Source organism: Actinokineospora sp. PR83, assembly GCF_021056305.1.
Classification (GTDB): Bacteria; Actinomycetota; Actinomycetes; order Mycobacteriales; family Pseudonocardiaceae; genus Actinokineospora; species Actinokineospora spheciospongiae.
Genome location: NZ_JAJCXD010000038.1, coordinates 22,679 through 39,404, shown reverse-complemented (window position 1 = coordinate 39,404; position 16,726 = coordinate 22,679). Strand labels below are relative to the sequence as shown.

Below are 16,726 nucleotides of genomic sequence, written 5' to 3'. Positions count from 1 at the left end.
GTCTCGCCACCGTCTCCACCCGCTCAGTACTCCGTCATCGGCACTGTCACCGGCGCTGCGTGCCCTGCAACTGCGCGCGCAGCTCGGGGGTCATCTGCTGGCCGACCCGCTCCACGAGCAGGGTCATCTCGTACGCGACCAGGCCGATGTCGCAGTTCGGCGCGGCCAGGACGGCCAGGCAGGAGCCGTCCGAGATCGACATGAGGAACAGGTAGCCGCGGTCCATCTCGACCACGGTCTGGTTCACCCCGCCCGCCTCGAAGCAGCGCGCCGCGCCCGCGGTGAGGCTCACCAGCCCGGAGGCGACGGCGGAGAGCTGTTCAGCGCGGTCGCGGGGCAGGCCCTGCGAGCCCGCCAGCAGCAGCCCGTCGGCGGACACCACCACGGCGTGCGCCGCGCCGGGGACCTGACGGACGAAATCGGTGATGAGCCACCCGAAGCTACCGGGCTGGTGTACGGACGCGGTCGTCACTCCTGCTCCTCGTCTTGGCGGCTCTCGTCAGAACCGGTCTGGTCTCCAGGGTAGGCGTCGACGAGGGCGTGCCGCCCCCGCCTCACGCCTTGCTGGAAGCTGGACATGCGACCGCGGACGGCGTCCGCGGTGCGGGGCGGGAGCGGAGGCGCCGCGGCGGACTGCTCCGCGGTCTCCTCCCTGGGGGCCGCCGACCCGGGCACCAGGTGTGCCTTGGGAACGCGTTTCGGCAGGCCCGCCGTGGTCATGGTGTCCGAGGTGGTGTCCAGCAGGGCCCTGGCCCGCTGCCACCCGTCGTCGCCAGGCGACTGCCAGGCGGCGGCCCTGGCCGAGGAGATCCGCTCGGCCTCGGCGTCCTCGGGAACCTCGTCGACCGCGTCGCGGTGTTCGTCCTCGGCGTAATGGTCCGAGGCGTCCTGGGGGTCCGGGTGCCCGCCGTCGCCGTTCGCGGCGGGGTCGTGGGCACCGTTGGTCGAGCCGTTCGCCGAACCGCCGGAGCCGTTGCCCGAGCCGCCGGGGGCGTCGAGCCCGGCCAGCGGGTGCGGGGTGGAGCCGGAGTCGGTCGCCTCGAACCACTGCGAGAGCACGGCCTCGTAGATCGGCAGCCGCTCGGTCGGGGCGTCGAGGTCGCCGCGGTCCACCGGCTGCGGGGCCGGGCTGTCCTCGCGGCGGGTGAACGGCGCGTAGGCGTCGAAGCCGCCGTCGCGGCCGAAGCCGGTGCTGTGCCCGTTGAGGTCGGTGTCGGTCCGCTCCTGCGGCTCGGGCTCGGAGACCGGGAGCGAGCCGAACAGGTCGTAGCCGCTGTCCTCGACCCCGGGGCCGCGGTCCGGCTCCGGCTCGGGGTCCTGGGCGGCCGAGCGGCCGAAGGTGGAGATGTCGGTGCCGGAGAAGTCGAAGCCGTGGCCGTTGAGCCGGGCGCTGACCTCCTCCGGGTCGGCCGGGGGACCCCAGCCGCCGGTGTCCTCGATGCTGTCGCGCACGCCGAACTGCGGCTCGAAGGCCGGGAAGCCCGCGAGGTCGTCGGCGGAGCGCTCCACCGGGGACTCGGCCAGGATGCCGCCCTCGGCCTTGGGGGTGCGGTCGCGGTTGGCCCCGCCGAAGGCACCGGCGATGCCGCTGGCCTTGACCGCGGTGTCGCCGAACCCGGCGGTCTGCTGGATGACGCTGCCGCCCGCGCCGGTGGAGACCAGCGCGGCCGGGACGGTGATCCGCGAGATCAGCCCGCCCTCGATGTCCTCGTTGTCGCGCAGCCGCACCTTGATCTCGTGCCGCTTGGCCAGCCGGGCGACCACGTACAGGCCCATCCGGCGGGTCACCGCGACGTCGAGGTCCGGCGGGTCGGCGAGCCGGGCGTTGGTGGCCTCGATCTCGTCGGCGGTCATGCCGACGCCGGAGTCGGTGATCTGGATGGCCAGTTCCTTCTTGCGGGTCATGGCCATCCGCACGTAGACCTTCTTCTCCGGCTCGGAGAACGAGGTCGCGTTGTCCAGCAGCTCCGCGATCAGGTGGACCAGGTCGGACACCGCGCGGCCCTGCACGGAGATCTCCGGGGCCGAGAGCACCTCGATGCGGGCGTACTGCTCGACCTCCGAGACCGCCGCGCCGACGACCTCGGCGGCGGGGACCGGCCGGGAGAGCTGGCGGCTGAGGCCGGAGCCGGAGAGCACCAGCAGCGACTCGGAGTTGCGCCGCATCCGGGTCGCCAGGTGGTCCAGCTCGAACAGGCTGGCAAGCTGGTCGGGGTCCTGCTCGTCCTGCTCCAGCCGGTCGATCAGCGACAGCTGGCGCTCGACCAGGGTCTGCGACCGGCGGGACAGGTTGACGAAGATCGAGTTGATGTTGTCGCGCAGCAGCGCCTGCTCGGTCGCCATCCGGACCGCCTGGTCGTGCACCGCGTCGAAGGAGCGGGCGAGCTGGCCGGTCTCCTCGCGGGTGAACACCGGGACCGGGTCGACGGCGTTCTTCGACGCCTCCACCGGGTCGGGGTCGGCGAGGATGCGCTGCACCGTCTCCGGCAGCCGCCGGTTCGCCACGTCCAGGGCGTCGCGGCGCAGCACGCGCAGCGGCACCAGCAGCGAGCGGGCGACCAGGACGGTGACGCCGAGGGCGAGCAGGATGGCCAGCAGCACGATGGCCGCGTCGCGCCAGGCGTTGAAGGCGGCGTCGTCTGCGGACTGCTGGGCCCGGCCGCGCAGCTTCTCCAGCAGCGAGATCTCGACCCGGCGCATCGAGTCGGCGGTGACCTTGGCGTCGTTGATCAGCCGGGCGCCGTCGATCTGCAGCGGCTTGCCCTGGTCGGCGTTGTTCAGCGCGGTCTCCACGACCCGCGCGCGGTCGTCGACCTCGAAGCCGGAGAAGGTGTCGGCGAAGAACTGGGCCTCCACCGGGTCGGCGTTGGCGCGGAAGTTGCCGATCGCGGCGTTGTAGCTGGCCTCGGCGGCCCTGGCCTGCTCCTGCATCCCGGCCGGGAAGCCGCCGCGCGCCGAGGCGATCAACAGGATGGCGTTCTGCCTGCTGAGGAACTCCTTGGCCTGCACGATCGCCAGCGAGGTCGCGCCGAGCCGGGAGATCTCCGACTGGGCCAGCGTGGAGGTGAACTCCGCGCCCGCGGCCAGCACGTTCTCCAGCAGCGCGCTGTAGGCCCGGTAGACGGCCACGTCGGGGTAGAAGCTCGCGGTCGACAGCGCCGCGTTGCGCACCGCGCCGACGGCGCCGAGGCGGCCCGCGAGTTCGGCGAGCAGCTCGCCGTTGGTGGTGGAGCTGGCGGCGGCGGCCTGGGTCAGCTTGTTCAGGCTGGCGTTGGTGCGCTGGATCTGTCCCTGCATGGGGGCGGTGTCGCCGGTGCGGTTGCCCGCCACGAACGCGACCACCATGTTCCGCTCGCCCTGCAGGTCGTGCACCAGGGCGACGACGTCGAGGGTGGCGGTGATGCTGGTGGAGGCGTCGTCGAAGGTGGACGCGCGGTCGAGTTCACCGGCCGCGCGCAGCACGCCGAGGGCGATGGCGGTGATGATGGGGACCAGCAGGACGGCGATGAGCTTGGTGCGCAGCCGCCAGTTGCGCAGCCGCCAGCGCGAGCCGCCCTCGACGATCTTGCGACCGGAGCTTCTCGCCTTGGCCGCCGCGCCCGCCTCTACCTCGGACGTGGTGGGCCCACCGGTGTGGTCGGGCACTGCCAGCACTCTCCCTGCATCTGAGCCAGTAGCCCGTCGAGTCGGTGGCCGGCTTCGCACGGACAACTTCGCAGCAGGGGGACGGTCGCGTCACCGACTCCTGACGCGAGCCCCGCCGCGCCGGATTCGACCGAATCCGGGTTACCGACCGGTACCGCGCCAGCGCCTCCGTGCTGCTCGGCAGAGCGTACCCCTGGCTGTGGACACAGAAGGTAGCGAAGTCCACGTCACGATGTAACCCTTCCAGGGCATCGTCACAGGGAGTGGCCGACCGTTAGCCCAGTCGATCACTCTGATGTGTTAGGTAAACGCGGTTTACTTTAGGGGTCGTTTCACCCGTTTGGCGCTAACGCGCGGGACAACCCCAGAAAAAAGTTACTTACGGTAAACCCCAGGTCAGATGCCGTATCGAGTTCGCCCAGACGGGCCAACAGAACCGCCCGATTCAGTGAGAGAGTTCACCAGCAGATACCTGGTGCGCACTCATTGTGACCCGCATGGCAAGTCTCTACAGTGCGTCTCGGTCCAGGGGGAACTGCACCTCGGCAAACCACGTGCTCCTACGAGGAGAGGCTCCAATGCTTCGACGCTTTACCAGCGGACGGGCCCGCACCCGCCTGTCCGTCGCCGCCATGGCGATGACCCTGGCCGCCACCGTCAGCGGCTGCGGCCTGCTCGGCGGGGACGACTCCGGGGACTCCGCCGCCCAGTCGGGCAGCGGGTCGATCGAGAAGACCAAGGTCAAGGTCGGGGTGCTGCCCGTCGTCGACGTCGCGCCGTTCTACCTGGCCGTCGAGCAGGGCTACTTCAAGGAGGAGGGCCTCGACGTCGAGCCCGTGGTGATGGGCTCGGGCCCCGCGGCCATCAGCGGCATCCTCAACGGCGACCTCGACATCGCCTTCACCTCGTACCCGGCGCCGCTGCTCGCGCAGAGCACCAAGGTCGCCGACTTCAAGATCGTCGCGGACGCGCTCGCGGCCAAGCCCGGCCACCTGGTGGTCGTCGCCCCGCCGAACTCGGCGCTGAAGAAGCCCGCCGACGCGCCGGGCAAGCGGATCGCCATCACCGCGCGCAACAGCATGACGGACCTGGCCCCGATGTCGGTGCTCAAGACCGAGGGCGTCGCCTACGACCAGGTCCAGTGGGTCGAGATGTCCTTCCCGAACATGATCACCGCCATGCAGAACGGCGAGGTCGACGGCGCGGTCACCGCCGAGCCCTGGGTGACCATCGCGGAGAAGCAGCTCGGCGCGACCCCGGTGTTCGACGCCGCCTCCGGTCCCACGGCCGAGATCCCGATGTCCGGCTTCGTCGCGGTCAGCGGCAACGGCAAGTTCGCCACCACCAGCCCCAACACCATCGCGGCGTTCCAGCGCGCCCTGGGCAAGGCCCAGGCCCAGGCCACCGACCGGCCGAAGATGGAGCAGATGTTCGTCAAGTACGCGAAGATCGACAAGGAGACCGCGCAGCTCGTCACGATCTCCACCTACTCCACGTCGCTGGAGGCCAACCGCATCCAGCGGGTGGCCAACCTGATGAAGGAGTTCGGGGTGATCAAGGGCGACCTCGACGTGGCCTCGATGATCCCGAACGCGGGCACCACCGGCAAGTGACCGGGCAGCGGACGGGCTCGCGGGCCGCCGCGGGGCTGGTCGGTCTGGTCGGCACCTTCCTGGTCTGGGAGGTGGCGAGCCGGACCGGCCTGGTCCCGGCGTACTACCTGCGCCCCCCGTCGGTCGTGCTGCCCACCGCGGTCCGGCTGCTCGGCGACACCGGGTTCCTGCGGGCGCTGGTGGCCACCGTGTTCGCCACGCTGATCGCCGTCGCCGTCGCCGTGGCGGTCGCGGTGCCCGCCGGGCTGCTGCTGGGCAGCGTCACCTGGGTGCGCCGGGCGGTGATGACCCTGGTCGAGTTCCTGCGGCCGATCCCGTCGGTGGCGCTGATCCCGCTGGCGCTGCTGACCTTCGGCACCGGCCCGGACACCAAGATCGCCCTGGCGGTCTACGGCGGGCTGTGGCCGATCCTGTTCAACACCATGTACGCGCTCGACGAACTCGACCCGCTGCACGTGGAGACCGCCCGCGCCTTCGGCGTCGGCAGGCTCGGCGTGCTGGGGCGGGTGGCGCTGCCCAGCGCGGCGCCGTTCGTCCTCACCGGCGTCCGGCTCACCTTCGCCATCTCGCTGGCCGTCGTGGTCAGCGTCGAGCTGTTCGCCGGTGGCACCGTCGGGCTCGGGCAGTTCATCCTGGAGGCCAGCTCGGGGGCCTCGCAGATGGACGAGGTGCTGGCCGCGACGGTGCTGGCCGGGCTGATCGGGTACGGGGCCAACGCGGGCCTGGAACGGCTGAACAACCGGCTCTTCGCCTGGAACGCGCGCGGGGGTGAGCGGTGAACCTGCTGAAGGGGACCGCCCAGCGCTGGGTCGTGTTCGTGGTCGCGGTCGCGCTGTGGGAGCTGGTGACCCGCGCGGCCGACGACGTGTTCTTCCCGCCGCCGACGACCATCGCCGAGGCGGCCGGGCAGGTCTGGTTCTCGCCGCTGTTCGGCGAGCACGTGGTGCCCGGCGTCGGCCGGATGCTGCTGGGCTGGGCGCTGTCGGGGGTCATCGGGGTCGCGCTGGGCATCCTGCTCGGCCGCTCCCGCACCGCGATGGCCTACCTCGGCCCGACGTTCACCTTCATGCGCTCGATCCCGCCGCCGCTGCTGGTGCCGTTCTTCGCCGCGACCATCGGGGTCACCTCGATGCAGCTGCCGACGATCGTCTTCGGCGCGGTGTGGCCGGTGCTGCTCAACACCGTCGACGGCGCCCGCGCGGTGGACGACACCAAGGTCGACACGGCCAGGGCGTTCCGGCTCAGCGGGCCGCAGTGGCTGCTGGGCGTGGTGCTGCCCTCGGCGCTGCCGAAGGTCTTCGCGGGCCTGCGGCTGAGCCTGTCCATCTCGCTGATCCTGATGGTGATCTCCGAGCTGGTCGGCTCGATCAACGGCATCGGCAACCAGCTTGTGCAGGCGCAGCGCGACTACGACCTGCCGACCATGTGGGCCTGGATCGTGCTGCTCGGCGTGCTCGGCTACCTGTTCAACACCCTGCTGCTGCTGGCCGAGCTGCGCGCCCTGGCGTGGCAGCCGCGGCACTCACTCGAAGCGCAGTCCCTGGCGACCGGAGGATGACCGTGACCCCGACGATGCTGCAGGTCACCGACCTCGGCCACACCTACCAGTCCAAGGACGGCCCGTACGACGCCATCGACGCGCTCGGCTTCACCGTGGCCGCCGGTGAGCTGGTCTGCGTCGTCGGCCCGTCCGGGTGCGGCAAGTCGACGCTGCTGCGCACCATCGCCGGTCTGATCCGCCCCACCCGGGGTTCGGTCAGCCTGCACGGCACCCCGGTCGACGGGGTGCCGGAGGACCTGGCGGTGGTGTTCCAGGACTACAGCCGCTCGCTGTTCCCGTGGCTGACCGTGCAGCGGAACGTGGAGTTCCCGCTGCGCGGGCTGCCCAGGGCCGAGCGGGCGGCCCGCGCGGCCGAGGCGCTGGCCGCGGTGGGCCTGGAGCGGGCGGGCCGCAAGTACCCGTGGCAGCTCTCCGGCGGGATGCAGCAGCGGGTGGCGATCGCCCGCGCGCTGGCCTACCGCCCGGCGCTGCTGCTGATGGACGAGCCGTTCGCCTCGGTGGACGCGCAGACCCGCTTCGAGCTGGAGGACCTGCTGCTGCGCGTGCGCCGCGAGCAGGACACCACCATCCTGCTGGTCACCCACGACATCGACGAGAGCGTGTACCTGGGCGACCGGGTGCTCGTGCTGTCGAAGTCCCCGGCGTCGGTGGTGGCGCAGCTCCCGGTGAACCTGGGCGAGCACCGCGACCAGATCACCACGCGCGCGGGCGACGAGTTCGTGGAGCTGCGGGCGAAGGTGGCCGGGCTGCTGCAGGGCGTGCCGCAGACGGAACCGGTCGCCCCCTAGGCCGCTCGCGAACGGGGAGGCCCCGGCGGGTGGTCCGCCGGGGCCTCCCCGTTGGTGGAGCGCGTGTCGACAGCCGCGGCTACTGCTTGTCCTCCAGGCAGATCACCCTGGCGGGTTCGGTGTAGAGGCGGCCGTTGTTGGTGTTCGGGGCGCCCGCGCACGCCTCCTGGTCGGACTTGCCCTCGACGACGTCGAGCACCTCGGTCTGGGCACCCGCGCAGTCGACCTTCCGCGCCTTGGCGACCGAGTCCAGGTCGTTGAAGCACTCGCCCTTCTTGGCGTTGAGCATCAGGCACAGCGAGAAGTCCGAGCCGCGGCCCTCGCTGGTGTACTGCTGGTAGTTGCCCTCGGGGCACTTGGCGGAGGCGCTGTCGAGCTTCTTGGCGACCTGGAGCACGGCTTCGGCGCTGCCGCAGTCGATCTTCTCGACGTCGGCGTCGGTGGTGCTGGCGTTGTTGACCTTGATGCAGTCCCCGGCGTCCGCGCTGGCCGGGCTCTTGGTCAGGTTGACGACGGCGAGGATGCCGATCACCACCACGACCACGGCCACGATGGCCAGGCCGATCAGGCGGCCCTTGCTCTTCTTCGGCGGGGTGGGCGGCGGGCCGGGCGGCATCGCGTCCACCTGCACCGGCTGCTGGCCGAACGGGGGCGGCGGCTGCTGGCCGGGCACGCCCTGCGGCGGGGTGCCCGGGACCTGCCCGTACTGCGGCTGCCCACCGGGCGGGGTGCCCGGCCCGTACTGGGGCTGACCGCCCGGGGCCTGGCCGTACTGCGGCTGACCGCCCGGCGGGGTACCCGGGGCCTGCCCGTACTGCGGCTGCCCACCGGGCGGGGTGCCCGGGCCGTACTGGGGCTGACCGCCCGGCGGGGTGCCGGGGGCCTGCCCGTACTGCGGCTGTCCCCCGGGCGGGGTGCCCGGGCCTTGGCCGTGGGGCGGCTGGCCCTGGGGACCGGGCTGACCCGGCTGCTGCGGGTTCGACATCGTGCACCTCATGCGCTTCATCAACAGGAGTTCGCGGGGCCGCCCGGTCACGGGCCCCCAAGACGCGGACCGCACGGGCGTCGCAATCTAACGTGCGGATCGCGCGGGCATGACACGAACCGGCTAAACCGGATGCGGGTCACCGACGGTGAGCGTCCGAACGCGAGGGTGCGCGCGGGCTCAGGTCCCCGGCGTTTCCAGGCAGTAGACGACCGGCGGTTCCGGGTAGCCCAGGCCGTTGCCGCCGGGGCAGGGCGCCGGGTCGGAGGAGCCCTCGATGACCCGGGTCACCCGGATGGCCTCCACCGCGGTGCAGTCCGCCAGGCGGAAGGCGCGGTTCTCGTCGTCGGGCTCGTAGCAGCCGCCCTCGCGGAAGTTCGGCATCAGGCAGCGCAGCGCGCCGCCGTCGCGCAGCTCCCGGTAGGCGCCCTCCGGGCAGCCCGCCGCGCCGTCCTTCGTGGACGCGACGCGGAAGGTGGCCTCGTCGTCGTCGCAGGACAGCGGGGTGAACGCGGCGCTGTCGTCGTCGCCGGTGACCGAGGCGCAGTTCCCGGCGTCGGCGCTCGACCCGGGGGCCACGTACCGCAGGAACAGGAACGCCACCGCGAAGATGCCCACCGCGACGGCCGCCACCGCCCACGCGGGCAAGCGCTTGCGCGGCGCGCGGGCCGACGATCCGCCGTCCCCGGAACCGGTGTCGGGCTCGGCCGACATCGCGGGGATGAAGTGGGGCTCACCGTCGGGGTCGTGGTCCTTCTGCTCGTCCATGCGTGGCCTCTCGCACTCCGGGGCCTGCGACGGTAGCGGGCCGGGGAGGGTGGGAGTAAGCAGGCACCCGACGGCGTTTGACAGACTGGATCCCCAGTCGAGCGTAGGGAGCGACCGCACCGTGACCGACGGCCCGCTGATCGTGCAGTCCGACAAGACGCTGTTGCTCGAGATCGACCACGCCAGCTCGAACGACGCGCGGATCGCCATCGCGCCGTTCGCCGAGCTGGAGCGCGCCCCCGAGCACGTGCACACCTACCGGATCACCCCGCTGGCGCTGTGGAACGCGCGCGCCGCCGGGCACGACGCCGAGCAGGTGGTCGACGCGCTGTCGTCGTACTCGCGCTACCCGGTGCCGCAGCCGCTGCTGATCGACATCGTCGACACCATGGGCCGGTTCGGGCGGCTGACGCTGCAGAACTCCCCGGTGCACGGGCTGACGATGGCCTCGAACGACCGCGCGGTGCTCGAGGAGGTGCTGCGCAACAAGAAGATCGGCCCGATGCTGGGCGAGCGCATCGACGACGACACCGTGGTCGTGCACCCCAGCGAGCGCGGTCGGCTCAAGCAGATGCTGCTCAAGGTCGGCTGGCCCGCCGAGGACCTCGCCGGGTACGTCGACGGCGAGGCGCACCCGATCGCCCTGCGCGAGGACGGCTGGCAACTGCGCGACTACCAGCGGATGGCCGCCGACTCGTTCTGGGCGGGCGGCTCCGGGGTGGTCGTGCTGCCCTGCGGGGCGGGCAAGACCCTGGTCGGCGCTGCGGCGATGGCCAGGGCCGAGGCGACCACGCTGATCCTGGTCACCAACACCGTCTCCGGCAGGCAGTGGAAGCGCGAGCTGGTGGCGCGCACGACGCTGACCGAGGACGAGATCGGCGAGTACTCCGGCGAGCGCAAGGAGATCCGCCCGGTCACCATCGCCACCTACCAGGTGATCACCCGCAAGTCCAAGGGCGAGTACCGGCACCTGGAGCTGTTCGACTCCCGCGACTGGGGCCTGGTGGTCTACGACGAGGTGCACCTGCTGCCCGCGCCGGTCTTCCGGATGACCGCCGACCTCCAGTCGCGCCGCCGCCTGGGCCTGACCGCCACCCTGGTGCGCGAGGACGGCCGCGAGGGCGACGTGTTCTCCCTGATCGGCCCGAAGCGCTACGACGTGCCGTGGCGCGACATCGAGCAGCAGGGCTGGATCGCCCCGGCGGAGTGCACCGAGGTCCGGGTGACGCTCACCGACAGCGAGCGGCTGTCCTACGCGGTGGCCGAGCCGGAGGAGCGCTACAAGCTGTGCTCCACGGCGCAGACGAAGATCCCGGTCGTCAAGCAGATCCTGGCCAAGCACCCCGACGAGCCGACCCTGGTCATCGGCGCCTACCTCGACCAGCTCGACGAGCTGGGCGCGGCCCTGGACGCCCCGGTCATCCAGGGTTCGACGAAGAACAAGGAGCGCGAGGTCCTGTTCGACGCGTTCCGCAAGGGGGAGCTGCGGACGCTGGTGGTGTCGAAGGTGGCGAACTTCTCCATCGACCTGCCGGAGGCCTCGGTCGCCGTGCAGGTCAGCGGTACCTTCGGCTCGCGCCAGGAGGAAGCCCAGCGCCTGGGCAGGCTCCTGCGCCCCAAGGGCGACGGCCGCCAGGCGCACTTCTACTCGGTGGTCTCCCGCGACACCCTGGACACCGACTACGCCGCGCACCGCCAGCGCTTCCTCGCCGAACAGGGCTACGCCTACCGCATCTGCGACGCCGACGACCTGCTGGGTCCGCCCATTCCCGAAATCGGCTGAGGGTTTCACTCGGGACGCGTCGGGTTAATCCAGGGGTATGAGCGAACCGGTCGACTTCAGCGAGCACGACACCACCGGGCAGCTTGCCGAGCACAGCAGGCAGACCCTCGACGAGGCGAAGAAGGCCGCCGACGAGGCGATCGGCGACCACGCCGAGCCCGACCCCGTTCCCGACGCCGACGGCCCCGAGCGCCCGGGCCTGCCCGGCTGACCCCGGTCGCCGACCACCGCGGGTCAGCGGTGGTCGGCGAGCACGGCGTCGCTGAACGGCGGCCACGCCTCGACCGCCCACGGCCCGAACGCCCGGTCGGCGAGCGCCACGCAGGCCAGCCCCGCAGCGGGGTCGACCCACAGGAACGTTCCGGACTGTCCGAAGTGGCCGAACGTGCGCGGCGAGTTCGCCGATCCGGTCCAATGTGGACTTTTGCCGTCCCGCAGCTCGAACCCCAGTCCCCAGTCGTTGGGCCGCTGGCTGCCGTACCCGGGCAGCACGCCGTTGAGCCCGGGGAACACCACGGTCGTCGCCTCGGCGAACAGCTCCCCGCTGACCAGCGTCGGCGCCTGCAACTCCGCCGCGAACAGCGCCAGGTCCGCGCACGTCGACACCGCCCCCGACCCGGCGGACCCCTCCAGCGCGGTCGACCCCATGCCCAGCGGCTTGAGCACCCCCTCGGCCAGGTAGTCGGGGAAGGCGATCCCGGAGGACTCGGCCACCGACTCCGCGAGCACCTCGAAGCCCGCGTTCGAGTAGATCCGCCGTGTCCCCGGCTGCGCCTGCACGTCCCGCGAGTCGAAGGCGTACCCGGCGGTGTGGGCGATCAGGTGCCGCACGGTCGCCCCCGGCGGCCCGGCGGGCTGGTCCCACTCGACCGCGCCCTCCTCGGCGGCCACCAGCACGGCGTAGGCGGTCAGCAGCTTGGTGACCGAGGCCAGCGGGTACCGCCGCTCCTGGTCGCCGTGGTGCTCGCGCACCCGCCCCCCGGCCACCACGGCGGCGGAGGCGTTGTCGACCGGCCAGTCCTCGATCAAGCGCATGGCCCTGACCCTACGTTCGCCCCGTGCGGCGGCGGCTCCCAGGTCGGCGCGGCCGTCAGTCGCTGATGGCGGCCAAGGCGATGACCTTGGTGATGCGCCCGTAGACCAGCAGTTCGCCCGGCACTGCGTTGCGCCTGCCGTACTCCTCGGCCCGCTCCTCGCCCATGTACCGCCGGGCGATCACCGTGCTCCAGCGCAGCAGGTCGTCCGGGTCCTCGGAGATCTCGGCGACCGCCTGGAACTGCACGTAGGCGTACGGCTCCTTCTCCAGGTCCACGCACAGCGCGAACCGGGGTTCGCGGCGCAGCGCCTTGCCCTTGACGGTGTCGGCGCCGGTCATGAACACCAGCCGGTCGCTGTCCTCGTCGACGACGAACCAGATCGGGGCGACGTGCGGGCTGCCGTCGGAGCGGACGGTGGCGAGCTTGCCGGTGCGGGTGCCGTGGTGGACGAACTCCAGCCACTCGGCCCGGTCCATCTTGTGCATGTCCACCAGCCTCCCAAAGGCCCGGCGGTGGCGCAGTGCCAGGATGGCCGGGTGCCCCCTCTGGTCTACGCGATCCCGATGCGCACCCGCTTCCGAGGCATCACCGTCCGCGAGGGACTGCTGCTGGAGGGTGCGCACGGCTGGGGCGAGTTCTGCCCGTTCCTCGACTACGACGACACCGAGTCGATCCCGTGGCTGGCCAGCGCCCACGAGGCCGCCGACGAGGGCTGGCCGGAGCCGGTGCGCGACCACGTCCCGGTCAACTGCACGGTCCCCGTGGTTCCCCCCGCCCGCGCCGCGGAAATCGTGACCGCGTCGGGCTGCACCACGGCGAAGGTCAAGGTCGCGGACCCGGGTTCCCCGCTGTCGGCCGACCTGGACCGGGTCGCCGCCGTCCGCGAGGCCCTGGGCCCCGGCGGGCACATCAGGGTGGACGCCAACGGCGCGTGGGACCTGGACACGGCTGTGGCGGCGATCGGCGCGCTGGCCAGGGCGGCGGGCGGGCTGGAGTACGTGGAACAGCCGTGCCGCACGATCGAGGAGTTGGCCGCAGTACGGCGGCGGGTGGCGGTGCCGATCGCGGCGGACGAGTCGATCCGCCGCGCGGAGGACCCCCTGCGGGTGGCGGTCGCGGGCGCGGCGGACATCGCCGTGCTCAAGGTGGCCCCCCTGGGCGGGGTGCGGCGGGCACTGGCGGTGGCGGAGGCGTGCGGGCTGCCGTGCGTGGTGTCCTCGGCGGTGGAGAGCAGCGTCGGCCTGGCAGCGGGCCTGGCCCTGGCAGGCGCCCTCCCGAACCTGGAACACGCCTGCGGCCTGGCGACGATGGCCCTGCTGGAGGGGGACACCACGCCCACCTCGTTCACCCCGGTCGACGGCCACCTGCCGGTCCCGCGCACACCCCCCACCCCGGACCCCACCGCGACGGCCGACGCGGACACCACGGCCCGCTGGCTGGACCGGTTGGCACGGGTGGAGCGGCTCAGGGCCGGGTGAGCCCCGCTTGGCCCGCTCCCAGGCTCAGGACGACCCCGTCGGTGCGGGCCAGGGACTCCGCCCGGCGCGGGGCGGCGGCGTCGGCGGTGAGGTCGCGCAGCCGGATGGGCGGCCCGAGGTCCACCACGGTCGGGATGTACTCGGCCTTGTCGACCGCCCACCCGCCCGCCCCCTTGGCGAAGTGGAACCGAGCCATCACCCCCTCCTCGGTCACCCCCTTGGGCTCCTCGTGCTTGGCGACCTGGTTGCCCAGGCCGTAGGCCACCCACTTGCCCCCCACCTGCTCGAAGGGCTGCACCACGTGCGCGTGGTGCCCGATGATCACGTCCACGGCCGGGTCGGCGAGGACTTCCCGGGCGATCCGGCGCTGACTCGCGGTCACCTCGTGCTGCCCCTCGGTCCCCCAGTGGAGGCTGGCCACCACCACCTCGGCCCCCGCCGCCCTGGCCGCCCGCGCGGCGGCGACGACCTCGGCGCTGTCGAGGGTGTTGACCATCCACGGACTGCCCGGCGGAGTGCGGGTACCGGTGTTGAGCCCGAAGGTGAAGGACACGAACCCCACCTTGACCCCGGCCACATCCCGCACCAACGGCTTGGCCGCCTCCTCCGCCGTCCGCGCCGACCCCGTGTGGGTGACCCCAGCGGCGTCCAGCGCATCCAGGGTGGAGGTCACGCCGCCAGCACCCTGGTCAAGGGTGTGGTTGGAGGCGGTGGAACATGTGTCGAAGCCACTGGCGGCCAACCCGGGAGCCAGCTCGTTGGGCGCGATGAACCGCGGGTACCCCTCAGCCGCACCCCCGGGCGCCGCAATCGGCACCTCCAGGTGGCACACCGCCACATCCGCCTGGTCCAACACCGGTTTGACCCCACCGAACAGCGGCGCGAAACCCCCATCGGCCCGCGCCTGCTCGCTCAAAGCGGGGTGGATCAACACATCCCCACCGGCGACCAGGGTGAACCCGGGCGGTTTCGGCGCACCACTGGTGACCGGAAGACCACCCGCCCCCGCCATCGGGTCGGGCGGCACCTCACCGACGGTCGGATTACCCGTGCACCCCGCGAGGAACACCCCGCAAGCCAGTCCCCCCACCACCCGCTTCCACACGCAGCGACCCTAACCCACCATCGGGTGTCACCCGTTCGCCCAAGGACCACAATCCCACGGGCACAGCCGCCGACCACCCGACCAAGCGCAGACCTGGCGGCCAGCCGCCCGACCACCCACCAGCCACCCCCGCCACCCGCCAGCAGGGCGACCAACCACCCAAAACCCCACCGCGCGCAGCAGGCGACCACCCCGAAACCGCCGCCCCGGCGGCCAGCCCCCGCAACCCCACCAAGGCGCAGCGAAAACCAGCCACCCCACCAACCGCCAGCCCACCAACCAGCCACCCCGAACCCCACCGCGCGCAGCTGCCGACCACCCCGAAAACCGCCGGCCCGGCTACGCCAATGCCCGGGTGGGTGGATCTGCTTGGGTGGGGGTAGCGATCATGTGCAAGCCTGCCCGGGCTGTGGGGCATCCCTTCAGCCCCACTCGGTCACACTGGGCACATGATCGCTGTAGGGGCCCCGCCCAAGCAGATCCACCCACCCGGGCACGCCAACGAAAATCCCGGCGCTTGAGCCGAAGCACGCGGCAAGGCCCCGCCCAAGCAGATCCACCCACCCGGGCACCACCAACAAACGACCGGGCTTGTAAACCAACGCCACGGCCGAGCAGACCAGCCACAGAACACCACCTACCCGTGGATCCGCCCCGACCGCTCGGTCAGCCGCTCCCCACCCCGCCCCCACCGCAACGCAATGATCTCCGCCGCGATCGACACAGCGGTCTCCTCCGGCGTCCGAGCCCCCAGGTCCAACCCGATCGGCGAAGCCAACGCCGACAGCTCCACCTCACTCACCCCCGCGGCGCGCAACCGCGCCACCCGGTCCTCGTGCGTGCGCCGAGACCCCATGGCCCCCACGTAACCGAGCCCCGCGCGCAGCGCCACCTCCAACACCGGCACGTCGAATTTCGGGTCGTGCGTCAGCACGGTGGCAACCGTCCGCCCGTCCACCCGCCCCGCCGCCAATTCCGCGGCGAGGTACCGGTGCGGCCAATCCACCACGACCTCGTGCGCCCCGGGAAAACGCGATGCGGTGGCGAAGACCGGCCGTGCATCGCACACCGTCACCCGATATCCGAGATAAGTCCCCATCCGCGCCATCGCGGCGGCGAAATCGATCGCCCCGAACACGAGCATCCGAGGTGGCGGCTCGAACGAACTGACAAAAACCGACAGCCCCTCCCCCCGCCGCTGCCCGTCCACCCCGTAGTGCAACGTCGCGTTCCGCCCGGAGGCCAGCAGCCCCCGCGCGTCGTCGACCACAGCGGCGTCGATGCGGGCGTTCCCCGTGCCCCCCACGTGGTCCCCCGCCCGCACGACGATCCGCCGCCCGGTGAGCGCCGGGTGGGTGATCACCGTCGCCACCGCCACCGGCTCCCCCACCCGCACCGACTCCACCACCGCGGGCAACTCCGGGTAGCCGACCGGGTCCACCCGCTCGACGAAGATGTCGATGATCCCCCCGCAGGTCAGCCCCACGGCGAACGCGTCGTCGTCGCTGACGCCGTAGCGCTGCAACACCGGCCTGCCGGTCTCCAGGACCTCCCGCCCCGACTCGTAGACCGCGCCCTCGACGCACCCCCCGGACACGCTCCCGGCGACACTCCCGTCCTCGGCCACCAGCATCGCCGCCCCGGCTCCCCGGGGCGCCGACGAGAAGGTCGCCACCACCGTCGCCACCGCCACCGCCCGCCCCCCGGCGTGGTGGCGCACCAGTTCCTCCAGCACGTCCCGCACGCGCACCTCCCTCGGCCACCAGCCAAGCACCACCCCACCACCGAACGCCACACCCCACAGCACTCCCGCGTGGACAGGGGTCCGCGGCCGCCCCGTCCCCGCGAGCGCGTCAGCCGCCGAGGACGGCGAGCCAACCGAGCACGGTCAGGATGAAGTGCGGTTCCATTGCGAAACCTCCTCCCGGTATTTCCCGAACGCCGGGGAATCCGTTCCCGGCGC

Annotated in this window: 15 protein-coding genes; 7 read left to right on the top strand and 8 right to left on the bottom strand. The window is 72.2% G+C overall.

The window, feature by feature from the left end; translation table 11 throughout:
* Window positions 1-46 precede the first annotated feature (46 nt).
* Both L6E12_RS13185 and L6E12_RS13180 read right to left on the bottom strand, forming a co-directional pair.
* Window positions 47-472, bottom strand: a complete 426-nt coding sequence (locus L6E12_RS13185; protein ID WP_035289023.1) for a roadblock/LC7 domain-containing protein — start codon at window positions 470-472, stop codon at window positions 47-49.
* A complete protein-coding gene (locus L6E12_RS13180) occupies window positions 469-3,645 on the bottom strand; it encodes a nitrate- and nitrite sensing domain-containing protein (RefSeq protein WP_236228185.1) in 3,177 nt (1,058 codons plus the stop codon). The genes L6E12_RS13185 and L6E12_RS13180 overlap by 4 nt, the downstream gene beginning before the upstream one ends.
* Before the next feature lie 578 nt (window positions 3,646-4,223).
* Here L6E12_RS13180 and L6E12_RS13175 point away from each other — a divergent pair.
* The 4 genes from L6E12_RS13175 to L6E12_RS13160 are packed head-to-tail and all read left to right on the top strand — an operon-like array spanning window position 4,224 to window position 7,607.
* The gene (locus tag L6E12_RS13175; RefSeq protein WP_236228184.1) at window positions 4,224-5,258 is read left to right on the top strand and encodes an ABC transporter substrate-binding protein; all 1,035 of its coding nucleotides are present in this window, start codon (window positions 4,224-4,226) and stop codon (window positions 5,256-5,258) included.
* Window positions 5,255-6,037, top strand: a complete 783-nt coding sequence (locus L6E12_RS13170; RefSeq protein WP_236228183.1) for an ABC transporter permease — start codon at window positions 5,255-5,257, stop codon at window positions 6,035-6,037. The genes L6E12_RS13175 and L6E12_RS13170 overlap by 4 nt, the downstream gene beginning before the upstream one ends.
* Window positions 6,034-6,816, top strand: coding sequence for an ABC transporter permease (locus tag L6E12_RS13165; RefSeq protein ID WP_236228182.1), 783 nt, complete (start codon window positions 6,034-6,036; stop codon window positions 6,814-6,816). The genes L6E12_RS13170 and L6E12_RS13165 overlap by 4 nt, the downstream gene beginning before the upstream one ends.
* A 14-nt stretch (window positions 6,817-6,830) precedes the next feature.
* On the top strand, window positions 6,831-7,607 hold the full coding sequence (locus L6E12_RS13160) for an ABC transporter ATP-binding protein (protein WP_236228223.1): 777 nt from the start codon (window positions 6,831-6,833) through the stop codon (window positions 7,605-7,607).
* Between the two features lie 79 nt (window positions 7,608-7,686).
* Here L6E12_RS13160 and L6E12_RS13155 read toward each other — a convergent pair whose 3' ends face one another.
* Both L6E12_RS13155 and L6E12_RS13150 read right to left on the bottom strand, forming a co-directional pair.
* On the bottom strand, window positions 7,687-8,592 hold the full coding sequence (locus L6E12_RS13155) for a hypothetical protein (RefSeq protein WP_236228181.1): 906 nt from the start codon (window positions 8,590-8,592) through the stop codon (window positions 7,687-7,689).
* A 180-nt stretch (window positions 8,593-8,772) separates the two neighbouring features.
* A complete protein-coding gene (locus L6E12_RS13150) occupies window positions 8,773-9,360 on the bottom strand; it encodes a hypothetical protein (protein ID WP_236228180.1) in 588 nt (195 codons plus the stop codon).
* 121 nt (window positions 9,361-9,481) lie between these two features.
* Here L6E12_RS13150 and L6E12_RS13145 point away from each other — a divergent pair, with 121 nt between their 5' ends.
* A complete protein-coding gene (locus L6E12_RS13145) occupies window positions 9,482-11,143 on the top strand; it encodes a DNA repair helicase XPB (RefSeq protein WP_236228179.1) in 1,662 nt (553 codons plus the stop codon).
* Between the two features lie 37 nt (window positions 11,144-11,180).
* Window positions 11,181-11,354, top strand: coding sequence for a hypothetical protein (locus tag L6E12_RS13140; RefSeq protein WP_236228178.1), 174 nt, complete (start codon window positions 11,181-11,183; stop codon window positions 11,352-11,354).
* 23 nt (window positions 11,355-11,377) lie between these two features.
* Here the strand turns inward: L6E12_RS13140 and L6E12_RS13135 are convergent, their stop codons facing one another.
* Both L6E12_RS13135 and L6E12_RS13130 read right to left on the bottom strand, forming a co-directional pair.
* Window positions 11,378-12,178: a serine hydrolase gene (locus L6E12_RS13135; protein WP_236228177.1), complete on the bottom strand. Its 801-nt coding sequence runs from the start codon at window positions 12,176-12,178 to the stop codon at window positions 11,378-11,380.
* Window positions 12,179-12,233: 55 nt separating this feature from the next.
* Window positions 12,234-12,665, bottom strand: a complete 432-nt coding sequence (locus L6E12_RS13130) for a PPOX class F420-dependent oxidoreductase (RefSeq protein ID WP_236228222.1) — start codon at window positions 12,663-12,665, stop codon at window positions 12,234-12,236.
* Window positions 12,666-12,716: 51 nt separating this feature from the next.
* On the opposite strand from L6E12_RS13130, the gene L6E12_RS13125 reads away from it, so the two are divergent.
* Window positions 12,717-13,658 carry an o-succinylbenzoate synthase gene (locus L6E12_RS13125; RefSeq protein ID WP_308074797.1) on the top strand — a complete coding sequence of 314 codons (942 nt, stop codon included), beginning with the start codon at window positions 12,717-12,719 and terminating at the stop codon, window positions 13,656-13,658.
* Here the strand turns inward: L6E12_RS13125 and L6E12_RS13120 are convergent.
* Entirely contained in the window at window positions 13,645-14,670 is a 1,026-nt protein-coding gene (locus L6E12_RS13120; protein WP_236228220.1) for a CapA family protein, read from the bottom strand. The genes L6E12_RS13125 and L6E12_RS13120 overlap by 14 nt on opposite strands.
* 730 nt (window positions 14,671-15,400) lie before the next feature.
* Window positions 15,401-16,507, bottom strand: a complete 1,107-nt coding sequence (locus L6E12_RS13115; RefSeq protein ID WP_236228176.1) for an XdhC/CoxI family protein — start codon at window positions 16,505-16,507, stop codon at window positions 15,401-15,403.
* Window positions 16,508-16,726: the final 219 nt, after the last annotated feature.